13 protein-coding genes are annotated in these 14,319 nt (G+C 72.6%); 9 read left to right on the top strand and 4 right to left on the bottom strand.

Annotated elements, in window-relative coordinates:
* Positions 1-153 precede the first annotated feature (153 nt).
* Positions 154-513 (top strand): putative quinol monooxygenase, encoded by a 360-nt coding sequence (locus tag NBZ83_RS01540; RefSeq protein ID WP_261564927.1) that lies wholly within the window; start codon positions 154-156, stop codon positions 511-513.
* Between the two features lie 215 nt (positions 514-728).
* On the opposite strand, the gene NBZ83_RS33575 is transcribed toward NBZ83_RS01540, so the two are convergent.
* The 4 genes from NBZ83_RS33575 to NBZ83_RS01515 all read right to left on the bottom strand — a co-directional run bounded on the left by NBZ83_RS33575 (position 729) and on the right by NBZ83_RS01515 (position 4,741).
* Entirely contained in the window at positions 729-1,334 is a 606-nt protein-coding gene (locus tag NBZ83_RS33575) for a LysR substrate-binding domain-containing protein (protein WP_498041036.1), read from the bottom strand.
* Positions 1,335-1,529: 195 nt separating this feature from the next.
* Complete coding sequence (gene mscL, locus NBZ83_RS01525; protein WP_261564926.1) at positions 1,530-2,063, bottom strand: large conductance mechanosensitive channel protein MscL; 534 nt, start codon at positions 2,061-2,063, stop codon at positions 1,530-1,532.
* Between the two features lie 181 nt (positions 2,064-2,244).
* Entirely contained in the window at positions 2,245-3,543 is a 1,299-nt protein-coding gene (locus NBZ83_RS01520; RefSeq protein ID WP_261564925.1) for a bifunctional o-acetylhomoserine/o-acetylserine sulfhydrylase, read from the bottom strand.
* 19 nt (positions 3,544-3,562) lie between these two features.
* Positions 3,563-4,741, bottom strand: coding sequence for an isopenicillin N synthase family dioxygenase (locus NBZ83_RS01515; RefSeq protein WP_261574186.1), 1,179 nt, complete (start codon positions 4,739-4,741; stop codon positions 3,563-3,565).
* Between the two features lie 589 nt (positions 4,742-5,330).
* Here NBZ83_RS01515 and NBZ83_RS01510 point away from each other — a divergent pair.
* From NBZ83_RS01510 to NBZ83_RS01475, 8 genes are all read left to right on the top strand, one after another.
* Entirely contained in the window at positions 5,331-6,848 is a 1,518-nt protein-coding gene (locus NBZ83_RS01510) for an ABC transporter substrate-binding protein (RefSeq protein ID WP_261574185.1), read from the top strand.
* A 64-nt stretch (positions 6,849-6,912) separates the two neighbouring features.
* Entirely contained in the window at positions 6,913-7,863 is a 951-nt protein-coding gene (locus tag NBZ83_RS01505) for an ABC transporter permease (protein ID WP_261574184.1), read from the top strand.
* On the top strand, positions 7,860-8,729 hold the full coding sequence (locus NBZ83_RS01500; RefSeq protein ID WP_261574183.1) for an ABC transporter permease: 870 nt from the start codon (positions 7,860-7,862) through the stop codon (positions 8,727-8,729). The genes NBZ83_RS01505 and NBZ83_RS01500 overlap by 4 nt, the downstream gene beginning before the upstream one ends.
* The gene (locus NBZ83_RS01495) at positions 8,726-9,553 is read left to right on the top strand and encodes an ATP-binding cassette domain-containing protein (protein ID WP_261574182.1); all 828 of its coding nucleotides are present in this window, start codon (positions 8,726-8,728) and stop codon (positions 9,551-9,553) included. Before NBZ83_RS01500 ends, NBZ83_RS01495 begins: the two co-directional genes overlap by 4 nt.
* Positions 9,550-10,380: an ABC transporter ATP-binding protein gene (locus NBZ83_RS01490; protein WP_261564919.1), complete on the top strand. Its 831-nt coding sequence runs from the start codon at positions 9,550-9,552 to the stop codon at positions 10,378-10,380. Before NBZ83_RS01495 ends, NBZ83_RS01490 begins: the two co-directional genes overlap by 4 nt.
* Positions 10,381-10,435: 55 nt before the next feature.
* Entirely contained in the window at positions 10,436-11,533 is a 1,098-nt protein-coding gene (locus tag NBZ83_RS01485; protein WP_261574181.1) for an LLM class flavin-dependent oxidoreductase, read from the top strand.
* Positions 11,530-12,942, top strand: a complete 1,413-nt coding sequence (locus tag NBZ83_RS01480; protein ID WP_261574180.1) for an LLM class flavin-dependent oxidoreductase — start codon at positions 11,530-11,532, stop codon at positions 12,940-12,942. Before NBZ83_RS01485 ends, NBZ83_RS01480 begins: the two co-directional genes overlap by 4 nt.
* Complete coding sequence (locus NBZ83_RS01475; protein WP_261574179.1) at positions 12,939-14,300, top strand: LLM class flavin-dependent oxidoreductase; 1,362 nt, start codon at positions 12,939-12,941, stop codon at positions 14,298-14,300. The genes NBZ83_RS01480 and NBZ83_RS01475 overlap by 4 nt, the downstream gene beginning before the upstream one ends.
* Positions 14,301-14,319 lie beyond the last annotated feature (19 nt).

The following is a 14,319-nucleotide window of genomic DNA, read 5'->3' as shown; positions in this document are numbered from 1 at the left end:
CTCGTCGGGGTCCGACAGGACCCGCGCCTGATCGAGGTCCCGACCGAACCCTCGCCCCGCTCACTCCTGCCCCTGACACCAACGTCAGGGTGCACCTTGCACGCGCAGGGCCGGTCCGGCTCTGCGCCGGGACACGAAGGACGAGAAAGAACAATGAATTCGCTCCAGGACAAGGCCGCCACCACCGCAGACACGGAACCGCCTGTCCAGACGGCCATCATCATTGCCGGCCGGGTCTTCGTCCCTGCCGGTGACGTCGAGACGTTCATCACCGAGGCACAGGCGACGTACCCGGTCGCCGCAGCGAACCCGGGAAACGTGCTGATCTCGTTCTGCGTGGAGGACGCGGCGACCGGAACCGTCACGGTGCTCGAGCAGTGGACGTCCCAGGAGGCGCTCGATCGGCACCTGGCCACACCGGAGGTCATGGCGCTCTTCGTCAAGTGGAGCCCGCACATGCGCAATGAGGTGCGCAAGTTCGACGCGCTCAACGAGAGAGACCCCCGGGCCTGAGACCACCGGTATCCGGGCTGAATTGCGCCGACGCCGCCACAGACGTCCCAGACCTAATATCTCGGTGCGCTGGTGGCGTCGTCGAGGATGTCGCTTTTCCTGGCCGCCAGGGAGGTCGTATGGGTACCGACGCCACCGACCCGAACAGCTCCTTGTGGTCGGACAGCGTGGCGATCAACAACCGCACCGCGGCCGTCCCAACATGCGAAACAACATCACGGCCGCCCACCTCGACCGACAGTCCCTTCGACCACCCCGTAAACTCCACCAGGAAAGTGCCTCTCGACCCTGTTGACGACACGAACATCAGACACCCGCATCGTCCCAGGCCAGGGGCACTTTCCCGTTACCAGGCCACCCCGATCCGCCAGACAGTAAGTGGCGTGGATAGCCCAGGCTGGAGGGATGACGAGCAGCGTTTTGCCGAGCGCTACGAGCTGAGCGAGCTGTGACTGGGTGTGCACCTCCGGTCCGGGCCCGTCCGGGTAGGATCCGTCCAGCCGGGGCCATCGAGCGATCGGCAGGTCCGCCACGTTGCGGACATCCGCCAGCGTCGGCTGATCGCGTGACGCGAGCGGATGCCCCGCGGGGAGGAGCGCGACCTGGCCTTCGACGCAGAGGTTTTCGGTGTCGAACCCGGCGAGGTCGTCGAACGGGTGATGCATGAGTGCCACGTCGGCGTGCCCGTCGCGGAGCAGCCGTGCCTGCTCGCCGACCTCGCACAGAAGGACCTCAATCGGGGCCGTACCAGGTTCGCTCGCAGGCGCGTCAAGGAGCCGTCGCAGCAGCTCGTGGGACGCTCCGGTCTGCGCCGCGAGCACTGCCTCAACCTGTTCACCGCGCTATGCCAAGCCCTCGCCGGAACGCCCTGGATCCCCCTGCCATCGTCCCGACCTTGATCCCGACCTCATCTCCGACGCGGATATCAGCGCCTACGCTCTGATCGCCTGCAGGCGACAGCGCGTTGCCCGGGTCGTCCCGGCCCGTGCGGGGATCCTCCGTGGTGGCCCGGCGGGTCAGGGCTCGGTGTTCTCCGCGGTGATCACCGCGCCCGCCTGCGTCGACTCGCTCGGCTGCTCGGGCAGGCGGCGGCCGTCACCGGCGAGCAGGTCGCGAATCTCGGTGAGCAGGCGCGTCTCGTCGCTGATCGCCGGCTCCGACGCGGGCGTGGGGTGACCGCGCCGGCGCAGTTCGTTCGCCTTCGCCAGTGGCAGGACGACCACGAAGTAGACGACTGAGGCGACGAGCAGGAAGGTAACCACGGCGTTGAGGAACAGGCCGTAGCGGAACACACTGTGGTTGATCGTGAACGACAGCCGGGCGAAGTCCGGTTTGCCGCCCACCGCGGCGATCAGCGGCGTGAGCAGGTCGTCGACCATCGCCTTGACCACCGCGGTGAACGCCGTGCCGATGATCACGGCGACGGCCAGGTCGACGATGTTCCCGCGCAGGAGGAACTGCTTGAAGCCCCCGAGGCCCGGCCGGATCAGCCGCACGGACGGCTCGATCACCTCCCGACCCCGACCGATGACCTTCCTGAAGCCGAGCACGCCATCTCCTCGCCAGCTCTGCACGGACCTGCGGGGCATGCCGCCCCGCAGCGGGCGGGCAACGCCCCCGTGAGGTCGCGTGGCCCGCCCGACGCCAGTCCGTTATCACCCGGCGAAGGTGGATTCAATCCCGTCGGTCGGCCGCGACGCCACCGCCGGGGAACCCCGAGGAGTCGGCGGGTCAGCGTTCCTTGGCCGCGCGGAAGCCCTGGTCCAGGTCGGCGAGGATGTCCTCGACGCCCTCGATGCCCACGGACAGCCGGACGAGTTCCTCACTCACCCCGCTGTCGGCCTGCTCGGCGGGGGTGAGCTGGGCGTGCGTCGTGGACGCCGGGTGGATCGCCAGCGAGCGGACGTCGCCGACGTTGGCGAGATGGCTGTGCAGTTCCAGGCCTTCGATGAAGGCCCGCCCGGCCGCCGAGCCGCCGCGGATCCCGAACGCCAGCACCGCCCCGGCGCCGCGGGGCAGGTAACGCTGGGCCGCCGGGTACCAGCGGTTGCCCGCCAGGCCGGGGTAGGCCACCCAGGTGACCTCGGGACGCTCGGCGAGCCAGGCGGCCACCGCGGCCGCGTTGGCGCTGTGGCGCTCCATCCGCAGGGACAGCGTCTCCAGCCCCTGCAGCAGCAGGAACGCGTTCACCGGGGACAGCGCCGGACCCAGGTCGCGCAGCAGCCGTGCGCGGGCCCGCGTGATGTAGGCGGCCTCGGCGAACGCCTCGTGGAAGACCAGGCCGTGGTAGGCGGGGTCGGGGGTGGTGAAACGGGGATGGCGCCCGGCCGTCCAGTCGAACCGACCGCCGTCGACGATGATCCCGCCGATCGTCGTCCCGTGGCCGCCGATGAACTTGGTGGCCGAGTGCAGCACGATGTCGGCGCCGTGTTCGAAGGGACGGTTCAGGTACGGCGAGGCGAGCGTGTTGTCGACGATCAGCGGCAGCCCGGCGGCGTGCCCGACCTCGGCGACGCCGGCGATGTCCAGGACGTTGCCCCGCGGGTTGCCGATCGTCTCGCCGTACAGCGCGACGGTGTTCGGGCGGATCGCGGCCCGCCAGGAGTCCAGGTCGTCCGGGTCGTCGACGAACGTCGTTTCGATGCCGAGCTCCGCCAGCGTGTGCTTGAACAGCGCGTACGTCCCCCCGTACAGCGACGTCGAGGACACCAGGTGGCTGCCGGCGCCGGCCAGGTTGAGCACCGCCAGGGTCTGGGCCGCCTGGCCGCTGGCGGTCGCCAGCGCCGCGACGCCGCCCTCGAGGTCGGCGACCCGCTGCTCCAGGGCGTCCTGGGTGGGATTGGCGACCCGGGTGTAGATGAAGCCGACCTCCGCGAGCGAGAACAGGTCGGCGGCGTGGCGGGTGTCGTCGAACACGAACGACGTGCTCTGGTAGATCGGCACTGCGCGGGCGCCGGTCGCCGCGTCGGGCGCGGCCCCGGCGTGGATCTGCCGGGTCTCGAAGCTCCAGCCGGTCTCGGGGGTTGTCACGGTGTTCCTCTCGTCAGGGTCAGTAGGTGCCGTGGCCGGTGGGCTGCTCGACGTCGGGGTAATGGCGGCGGGCCACCTTGGGATGGCTGCGCAGCCAGCTCTTCAACGTGTTCACGCCGTGCTGCGCGAAGATCGGATTCTGCGGGTCGGGTGGGGGAGTGTCGCCGATCTCGCGCAGGAGCTCCTCGGGCAGGGGGACGGGTGCGAGGGTCGCCGACAGCCGCGGGCCGAAGAAGAACGCCACGGACAGCCGTTCGTGGCCCGGGGGTGGGCTGACGACCCGGTGCACCGTGGCGCGGTAGTAGCCGCGGGTCGCCAGCTCGAACATCTCGCCGATGTTGACGACGAAGGTCCCGGGCCGGGGAACCGCGTCGATCCAGCCGTCGGCGCCGTCGGCGACCTGCAGCCCCGGGGCCGGCCCGGTTGTGTCGCCCAGCCGGCCGGGAGCGCCGTTGCGGCCCTCGTCGCCCCCGGCACCCCCGTCCCCGCCGTGGCCCTCCGGCAGCGCCCGGACGTCGTCCTGCAGGATGAAGCTGAGGAATCCACCGTCCTTGTGGGAGCCGACCCCCTGGTCATAGCCGGCAGGGTGGGCCGCCGGGGCGGTCAGGTAGCGGATCAGCTTCAGGTGCGAGCGGGGCTCGTCGGCGAAGGTCCGGTCAAGATGGTCGGCCGCCAGCCCCAGCGACTCGGCGAAGGCGCGGACCAGCCGGCGGGACAGCCCGCCGAGTTCGGCCATGTAGGCCAGCACGCTCGTGCGCAGCTCGGGGACCTGGGCCGGCCACTGGTTGGGACCTTCGAGGCGCAGGTACGCCGGATCGTCGGGGCCGAGCACCCGGGCCGGGCGTTCGTCGGCGACGTCGATCTGCTCGCGGATGTCGGGATTGCCGCGGGTGATCTCCTGGCCCAGCCGGGTGTAGCCGCGGAAATGCGGCGAGTGGACGTTCTCGATCTCCAGCTTCGCCGCCTCGGAGAGGTGGAAGAAGCGTCGGCTGACGTCGAGCACGGCCGCGGTCCGCGCGGCCGGGATTCCGTGCCCGGTCAGGTAGAAGAAGCCGGGACCGTGGCAGGCCGCCCGCAGTTGCGCGAGGAACCGCGTGCGCTCGGCGGTGCCGGCCAGGAACGGGCCGATGTCGAGGGTGGGCAGCACAGTGGGCTCGGAGTGGTCGCTGGTGCTGGTTTCGGTGTGGGCTGTGGTCACGGCAGTTCGCCTCTCGGCGCGTCGGTGGCACGGTGGGGGAGCGGCGCTGACGGTCAGGGATGCTGACGGTCAGGGACAGAGCCAGCTGGCCACCAGCATGTGATCGACCGGGCGGCGCCGGGTGAGCCGAATGCGCAAAGCCACCTCGCCACTGTGCCAGGCCGCAGCACGGTCCGTGCGGTGTCCCCGCCGACTGTGGCGCGAATATTCCGGGCGTTCTGCGCGCCTCTGGACCGATCCGCACGCACCTGGTTACAGTCGGGCCGTGGGAACTGGGCGGCCGCCACGGTCGGCGATTCTGGACGCGTTCTGGAATTCCCGTCGCGCGCACCACTTCGACCAGATCTGTTGTTGATCTTCATCTGACGGCGTCTGCTCCGGGCCGACTGCCGTCAGTCCAGCTCGGCGCTTCGCCGACCTGGCTGTTCTCGCCCCCCGCTCGCCTTTCCGTGGACGCGCAGCGGCGCCGCGGGCGAGGGCGCATTCTCGGCGCGGCCGTCCCCGGCTTCACCGCCTTCATCCTTCCGGCCGTCGGGCGCCGCTTTCGGCGCGCCCGCCGGCGTCATTGTTGCCTCGAAAAGGGCGCGTGATGAAAATCAGATCTTTCGCCGCCGTCGCTGTCGTCACCGGTCTGGCGCTGGCGGCCTGCGGGTCGGACGGCGGGGACGCTGGCGGCGGGCCGGCGTCGAGCGGCGGGCGCGCCAATCCCGACGCCACCGTCACCATCGGCGCCGTCCTCGAACCGACGAGCCTCGACATCACCCGGACCAGCGGGGTCGCGGTCGGCCAGATCCTGCTCGGCAACGTGTACGAGGGGCTGCTGAAACGGGACCAGAAGGGAGTGGTGAGCCCGGCGCTCGCGACGGCCTACCGGATCTCTCCGGACGGGCGCACGTACACGTTCACCCTCGCGGGCAACGCCGCCTTCCAGGACGGCGCCCCGGTGCGCGCCGCGGACGTGGTGTCGTCGCTGACCCAGGTGATCGCCCCGGCCTCGACGAACCCGCATGCCAGCGACCTGGCCTCCATCTCCGCGGTCGCCAGCCCCGACCCGCACACGGTGGTGCTGACGCTGAAGGAGCGGGACAGCGGCCTGCTGTTCAACCTGACCGGCCCGGCCGGCGTCGTCGTGCGCGAGGGCGCCACCGGCCTCGACGGCCATCCGGACGGCACCGGGCCGTTCCGCTTCGACTCCTGGCGCCGCGGCGACAGCATCACCCTCGTGCGCAACGACGCCTACCGCGGGCCGAAGGCCAAGGTCGCCCGGGTGGTCTTCCGCTACCTCACCGACACGAACGCGCAGAACAACGCGGTGCGCACCGGCCAGGTCGACATCGGCGTGATCTCCGACAACGATCTGGTCGAGGCCTACCGGGGCAACCCGAAGTTCGTCATCGCCGAGGGCACGACCACCGACAAGTTCACCCTGGCGTTCAACCAGGACCGCGGGCCGCTGGCCGACGTCCGGGTCCGGCATGCGATCCGCCAGGGCATCGACAAGGACGGCCTGATCAAGGTGCTCGGCGCCGGGACCCGGATCGGCTCGCCCGTGCCGCCGCTGGACCCCTGGTACGAGGATCTCACGAGCATCGACCGCCACGACCCGGCGAGCGCGCGCCGGCTGCTCGCGCAGGCGGGGCACGGCGGCGGGCTGCGCCTCGGCCTCACCATCCCGAACATCTACCCGCCGAGCATCGGCGACTACGTCACCTCGCAGCTACGCGAGATCGGTGTCACCGTCGAGGTGCGCCGCGTCGAGTTCCCCGCCTGGCTCACCGGCGTGTACACCAAGCATGACTACGACCTGAGCATCGTCGACCACGCCGAGGCGCGGGACCTCGCCTTCTACGTCAAGCCCGGCTACTACTTCGGTGACCGTTCCCCGCAGGCCCGCGATCTCGCGAAGGCCGGTGCCACTGCCGCCTCCGACACCGACCGCAACACGGCCCTGCGCGGCCTCGCCCGCCGCTACTCCGAGGACGCCATCGCCGACTGGCTGCTGCTCGGCAAGGCGCGGCAGGTCGCCCGGGTCGGCGTCACCGGCTACCCGACCAACAACGTCTCCGCGGTCTACGACCTGTCGAAGATCGAGGTGTTGAAGTCTTGACCCGCCCGGTCGGCGGCTGCCCCAGCCGGGGCAGCGGCGGCAGCCGGGCCGGGGCGGCGCGCCGATGGCAGTGATCATCCTGCGGCGCCTGGGTCTGCTGGTGATCTCGCTGTTCGTCGCCAGCCTGCTCGTGTTCGCGTTGCTGCGGCTGCTGCCCGGCGACGTCGCCGACGTGCTGGCCGGGACGTCCGCCTCGCCCGACCAGGTGCTGCGGATCCGCCACGAGATCGGCGCCGACCGGTCGCTGCCCGCGCAGTACCTGGACTGGATGGGCGGTGTGCTGACCGGGGATTTCGGGGTCTCGGCGCTCAACGGGGCCTCGGTGTCGGCGGAGCTTTCCGAGAAGTTGAGGGTGACCGCCCCGCTCGTTGGGGGCGCCACCCTGCTGGCGCTCGCGGTCGCCGTGCCGCTGGGCATCCTCGCCGCGGCGCGCCACCGGCGGGCGTCCGGGGTCGCCCTGTCGACGCTGAGCCAGCTCGGCCTTGCTGTCCCGGTCTTCTGGATCGGGCTGATGCTGATCACGGTGTTCGCGGTCGACTGGCGGCTGCTGCCCGCCGGCGGGTTCCCCACCGACGGCTGGGCCGATCCGGTCGCGGCCGCGCGCAGCCTCGTGCTGCCCGCGGTCACCCTGGCGGTGGTCGAGGCCGCGGTGCTGCTGCGCTTCGCCCGCTCGGCGACCCTGGAGGTGCTGAACGCCGACTTCATCCGGACCGCCCGGGCGAAGGGCCTCACCCGCGGCCAGGCCCTTCGCCGCCACGGCCTGCGCAACGCGGCCCTGCCGGTGGTGTCGATTCTCGGCGTGGAGTTCGCGACGTTGCTGCTCGGCGCCGTGGTCGTCGAGAACGTGTTCGCGCTGCCCGGGCTCGGCCAGATGCTCGTCGCCGACATCGGCAACCGTGACCTGGTGAAGGTCCAGGGCACGGTGCTGCTGGTCACCGCGGCCGTGCTCGTCGTCGGCTTCGGCGTCGACCTCGCGCACCGGCTGCTCGACCCGCGGCTGCGCAGCGCCCGGTGACCGGGTCGGCGCGGGCGCTGGCCCGCGGCGTGTGGGGCAGCCGGTCCGGTCGGCTCGGCGCGGTCCTGTCCGGGCTCGTCGTCGTCGCGGCCGCCGTGTCGCTGGTCTGGACGCCGTACGACCCGACCCGGGTGGACCCGGCGGCGTCCTGGGCGCCCGTCGGCACCGCGCACTGGTTCGGCGCGGACCGGCTCGGCCGGGACCTGTTCAGCCAGGTCCTCGTCGGCGCGCGCACCACCCTGGTGGTCGCCGTGGCGGCCACGGCGATCGCCGCGGTCGTCGGGGTGGGGCTCGCGCTGCTGGCGACCCTGCCGCCGCGCCTGGTCGCCGAGGGGGTCGCCCACCTCGTCGACGTGCTGCTGGCGTTCCCGGTGCTGCTGCTCGCCATGGTGCTCGCGGCCGTGTACGGCGGCTCGCGCTGGACCGCGATCGTCGCCATCGGTGTCGGGGCGGGCATCGGGCTGGGCCGGGTCACCCGCGGCGAGGCCCGCCGGGTGCTGGGCGCCGACTACGTGCTCGCCGCGCGGGCCGCCGGCGCCGGCACCGGCCGGATCGTGCGCCGCCATGTGCTGGCGAACATCGCGCCGACGGTGTGGGTCCAGCTCTCGCTCATCCTCGGCCTGTCCGTGCTGACCGAGGCGGCGCTGTCCTACCTCGGCTTTGGCACCGCGGCGCCCACCCCGTCCTGGGGGCGGATGCTCTCCGAGCTCCAGCCGTACCTCACCCTGCGCCCGTTGACACTGCTGTGGCCCGGCCTCGCGGTCGTGCTGACGGTCCTCGGCTTCAACCTGCTCGGGGACGGCCTGCGCGAGGCCGGCGACCCCCGGCTGCGCGAGCGCCCGGCCGAGCGGGAGGGCCGGACATGACGACCGATGTGGCGTTGCTGGAGGTGACCGACCTACGGGTGCGGCTCGGCGGCGTCGACGTGGTGGACGGCGTCAGCTTCGCGCTGGCCGCGGGCGAACGGGTGGGGCTCATCGGCGAATCCGGGTCGGGCAAGTCGCTGACCGCGCTCGCCGTGCTCGGCCTGCTGCCGCCGGGGGCGCGCGTCACCGGCAGCGTCCGCCTGCACGGCCGCGAGCTGCTCGGCGGCTCCGACCGGGAACTGTCCCGGCTGCGTGGCCGCGAGCTCGCGATGATCTTCCAGGAGCCGTCGACGGCGCTCAACCCACTGATGCGGGTCGGCCGTCAGATCTCCGAACCCCTGCGGCTGCACCGCGGGTACTCCCGCAAAGCGGCGGCGACCGCCGCGGTGGAACTCGCCGCGGCGGTCGGGCTGCCGGACCCGCAGCGGCTCGTCCGGTCCTACCCGCACGAGCTCTCCGGTGGCCAGCGCCAACGGGTCTGCATCGCCGCGGCGCTGGCGTGCCGGCCGGCGCTGCTCCTCGCGGACGAGCCGACGACGGCGCTTGACGTCACCGTCCAGGCCGAGATTCTCGCCCTGCTCGGTCGGCTCGTCTCCGAGACCGGCACCGCCCTGCTGTTCATCACCCACGACCTGGCGGTGGTCGCAGCGGTGACCCGCCGGCTCGCCGTGCTGCGTCACGGCCGGGTCGTGGAGACCGGCGCGACCGACGACGTGCTGCGCGCCCCCGCCGACCCGCACACCCGCGAGCTGCTGGCGGCGGCTCGGCTCACCCAGTGGGATCTTCCGACCGCCGGATCCGCGGCGGCGGGGACGAGCCCGTGACCGCGGTGAGGGAGCAGGCCGGCGGCGACGCGACCGCCGTCGGGCCGTTGTTCGAGGCCGAGGGGCTCGGCCGGAGCTACCGCCTGCCGCGGACGTCCCCGTTCGGCCCGCCGGGCGTCCGCCACGCCGTGCACGATGTGACCCTGCGCCTCGCCGACGGCGCGGCGCTCGGCATCGTCGGCGAGTCCGGGTCGGGTAAGTCGACCCTCGTTCGCCTGCTCCTGGGCCTGGACCGCCCCGATGCCGGCACCGTCCGCTACCGGGGCCGGCCGGTTGTTCCCGGACGCCCGCGGGCGCTTCGCTGGTTCCGCCGCGAGGTCCAGGTCGTGTTCCAGGATCCGGCCGGATCGCTCGACCCGCGGATGACCGTCGGCGCGGCCGTCGCGGAGCCGCTGGCCTGCCTGGGCGTTCCCGGCGACCACCGCGAGCGGGTCGACGAGGTGCTACGGGCGGTCGACCTCGATCCCGACGTCCGCGGGCGCTATCCGCACGAGTTCTCCGGCGGTCAGCGCCAGCGCATCGCCATCGCCCGGGCGCTGGCGCCCCGGCCGCGGGTGCTCGTCGGCGACGAGCCGGTCAGCGCCCTCGACGTCGCCGTCCGCGCCCAGATCCTGGATCTGCTCGGCCAGCTGGCGCAGCGGCACCGGCTCGGCCTCGTACTCGTCTCCCACGACGTCGGCGTGGTCGCCCGGCTCTGCGACCAGATCGCCGTCATGCGCGACGGCACGCTGGTCGAGCAGGGCGCGACCGACGCCGTACTGTCCCGGCCGGCGCATCCCTACACCCAGGCGCTGCTCGCGGCGGTGCCACGACTGCCGCCGCCCTGACCGGGCAGGCCGCCCGACCCGACGAGAGTTGTCCGACCCGACGAGAAAGGACAGGATGACAGTATCCGGCGGACCCGGCCCGTTCAGGCTGGGCTTCCTGACCCATGTGCACGGCCGCGGACGGCCGGTCGGCGCCGTCTACCGCGAGCTGGTGGAGCTTTTCGTCGCGGGCGAGGAGCTCGGGTTCGACGGCGGCTGGCTCGCCCAGCATCACTTCTCGCCCGACTATGGTCGCCTGCCGTCGCCGCTGCTGCTGCTCGCCGCGGCCGCCCAGGCGACCCGGCGCATCGAGCTGGGCACCGCCGTCGTCGTCCTGCCGCTGGAGGATCCGATCCGCCTCGCCGAGGACGCCGCCGTCCTCGACGCGCTCAGCGGCGGTCGTCTGCAGCTCGGGCTCGGCACCGGCGGCCCGAGCACACCCGCCTTCGGCGCCTTCGGACGCGACGCTGCCCGCCGCCGGGAGCTGTTTGCCCAGGCACGCAGCCGGCTGCGGGACCTGCTTGTCGGCGAGCAGATCGCCGGGACCGACGGGCTGCGGCTGCATCCGTCCGCGCCGACCCTCACCAGCCGGTTCTGGGACTCGACGACGAGCGCAGATGGGGCGCGGGCGGCGGCGCGGGCCGGCGACGGGCTGCTGCTGGGCATCGGCCCGGCGGCTTCCGCGCAGCGTCCCCTCGCCGACGCCTACCTGGCCGCCCATCTGGCCGCCCGCCCTGCCGTCCATTCGGCGCCCGCGGGGGCACGGCTCGCCGTCTCGCACGGGGTGTTCCCCGGGCCGGACCGGCTGACCGCCCGGGTGGACCTGGCCCCTGACATCGCCCGGTTCCGGCCCTACCTGGGGCACTTCGGTTTTTCCCCCGACCTCGACGACGGCGCCGCGCTCGACGCGATGAACGTCCACCACGGCCCCGTCGGCGTGGTGATCCACAGTCTCGCGACCAACCCCGTCGGCCCCGCCGCCGTGTCGTACTTCATCGCCGCGGTGCAGGGTGAGGCCGGTGCGGCGGCCGACCTCGATGCGACGCTGCGCCGTATGGAGCTCATCGCCACCGAGATCGCCCCGGCGCTGGGCTGGCGGCCCGCACCCGTGCCCGTGCCCGCACCCGTGCCCGACAGGCCGACTCCGATCGGCCCGGAGAGGAACAGTAGATGACAACCACCCGCAACGGCCGTGGGCGGCGGATGCTGACGTTCGGTGCCGTGCTGCAGGGCGCCGGCGGTCACATCGCCGGCTGGCGCCATCCGCTGTCGCCGCCCGACGGCGGACTCGACCTCGCCCATCACATCCGGGTCGCGCAGACGCTGGAGCGCGGCACCTTCGACGTCGTGTTCGTCGCCGACCTCCTCGCGGTCTCGGGCGCGCACCTGGACTCGCTGCCCCGCACCGCCCGGTCGAACACCTTCGAACCCCTGACCCTGCTGGCCGCGCTGTCCACGGTGACCGAGCGGATCGGCCTGGTCGGCACGGCCAGCACGACCTACAACGAGCCGTTCCACGTCGCCCGCAAGTTCGCCTCACTCGACCATCTGTCCGCCGGGCGCGCCGGCTGGAACGTGGTGACCTCGGTGAGCCCGCGGGAGGCCGCGAACTTCGGGCGCGACACCCACCTGGAACACGACCTGCGGTACCGGCGCGCCGCGGAGTTCGTCGACGTCGTCCGCGCGCTGTGGGACAGCTTCGACGACGGCGCCGTGCTGCGGGACACCGCCGCGGGCCGTTACTACGACCCCGCCGGCCTGCACACCCCGCATCACCGCGGCGAGCACTTCACCGTGCGCGGGCCACTGAGCATCTCCCGCCCGCCGCAGGGCCACCCGGTCATCTTCCAGGCCGGTTCGTCCGAGGCGGGCAGGGACTTCGCCGCCCGCGACGGCGAGGTGGTGTTCACCGCGCAGCGCGAGCTGGCCGGTGCGCAGCGGTTCTACGCCGACGTGAAGACGCGAGCCGCGGCGCGGGGGCGCAACCCCGACCATCTGCTGATCTGGCCGGTCCTCGCGCCGATCGTCGCCGACACCGAGGCCGCCGCCCGCGCACGGCGCGACGAACTGCTGGATCTCATCCACGACGACGTGGCCCGCCGCCTCGTCCAGGACACCGTCGGCGACCTGGACCTGTCCGGCTATCCGCTGGACGGGCCGCTGCCCGAGATCGGCGAGACGAACGGCAGCCGCAGCCGCCAGGAGCAGATGGTCGGCCTCGCCCGCGGCGAGAACCTGACGATCCGGGAGCTCGCCCGGCGGTCCTCGGGCGGCGGCATGATCATCGGTACGCCGGAGACGATCGCCGACCATGTCGAGGAATGGTTCACCGGGCGCGGCGCGGACGGTTTCAACGTCGGCTTCCCCTACCTGCCCGGCGCCGCCGAGGACTTCGTCGACCACGTCGTGCCGGAGCTGCGCCGCCGGGGCCTGTTCCGCGAGTCCTACACCGAGACCACGCTGCGCGGGCATCTCGGCCTGCCGCGGCCGAGCGCCCGACCGGGCCCCGAGGACCGCGCCGACGTAGGCGCCGAGTCCGGTGCCGAGTCCGGTGCCGAAACGAGTGAGGCGGTCAGCCGATGACGTCGACCGAAGCGCGGCGGACCGGTCAGGTGCACCTCAACGCCTTCCTCAAGCCGCCGGGGGAGTTCCTCGCCGCCTGGCGGCACCCCCAGGCCGTCGCCGACGCCGGGGTGAACATCCGGCATGTGATCGAGCTGGCGCGCACCGCTGAGCGGGGGACCTTCGACGCGATCTTCCTCGCCGACCTGGTCGGTGTCCCGCTGACCAGCCAGGAGGTGCTTTCCCGCGTCTCGGTCGTCAACGACTCGTTCGAACCGACGACCCTGCTCGCCGCGCTCGCCACGGCGACCACCCACATCGGGCTCGTCGCGACGGCGTCGACGACCTACAACGAGCCCTACCACCTGGCCCGGACCTTCGCCTCGCTGGACCATCTGTCCGGTGGACGGGCCGGCTGGAACCTCGTCACCTCCCTCAACGACGCGGAGGCGCGCAACTTCGGGCTGGACAGCCACGTCGAGCACGAGCTGCGCTACGCCCGGGCCGCCGAGTTCCACGACGTGGTGACCGGGCTGTGGGACAGCTTCGACGACGACGCCTTCCGGCACGACCAGGCCAGCGGGGTCTACTTCGACCCCGAGAAGCTCCACTGGCTGAACCATGCCGGGACGCATTTCCGGGTCAGCGGGCCACTGAACATCGCGCGGCCGCCACAGGGCCGCCCGGTCGTCGTCCAGGCCGGCGCCTCCGAGACGGGGCGGGAGCTCGCGGCCCGAGTCGGCGAGGTGATCTTCACTGCGCCGCCGGCCCTGCCGCAGGCGCAGGCGCACTACGCCGACATCAAGGCGCGGGCCGCGGCCGCCGGGCGCAACCCCGACCACGTGCTCGTGCTGCCCGCGCTGTCCACCATCGTGGGACGGACCCAGGCCGAGGCGGAGGACAAGATCGCCGCGTTGCGGTCGTTGCTCGACCCGCGGGTGGCGCTCGCCGACCTCACCTACCGGCTCGGCGGGTTCGATCTCACCCGTTTCCCCCTCGACGGCACGCTGCCCGAACTGCCACCGTCCAACCAGAGTCTCAGCGGCCAGCGGCAGATTCTCGACCAGGCTCGGGCGGACAACCTGACCATCCGCCAGCTCGCCGAGCAGATCGCCCGGGACGACCGGACCCTGGTCGGCACGCCGACGACCGTGGCCGACCACATCCAGGAGTGGTTCGAGCAGCGCGCCGCCGACGGCTTCAACGTGATCTTCCCGTATCTGCCGGGCACGCTGGACGACTTCGTCGACCTGGTCATCCCCGAGCTGCGCCGCCGCGGTCTGTTCCGCACCGCCTACACCGGCCGCACGCTGCGCGAGCACCTCGGCCTGCCGCGCCCGCCCAGCCGCTACGCGTCCCGGTCGGAGGCGGCCACCTGACGCCACCACCGTCGGGCCC

The sequence above is a fragment of the Frankia gtarii genome, from assembly GCF_025403375.1.
In the GTDB taxonomy this organism is placed as follows: domain Bacteria; phylum Actinomycetota; class Actinomycetes; order Frankiales; family Frankiaceae; genus Frankia; species Frankia gtarii.
This window is presented reverse-complemented; position numbering and strand designations above follow the sequence as displayed.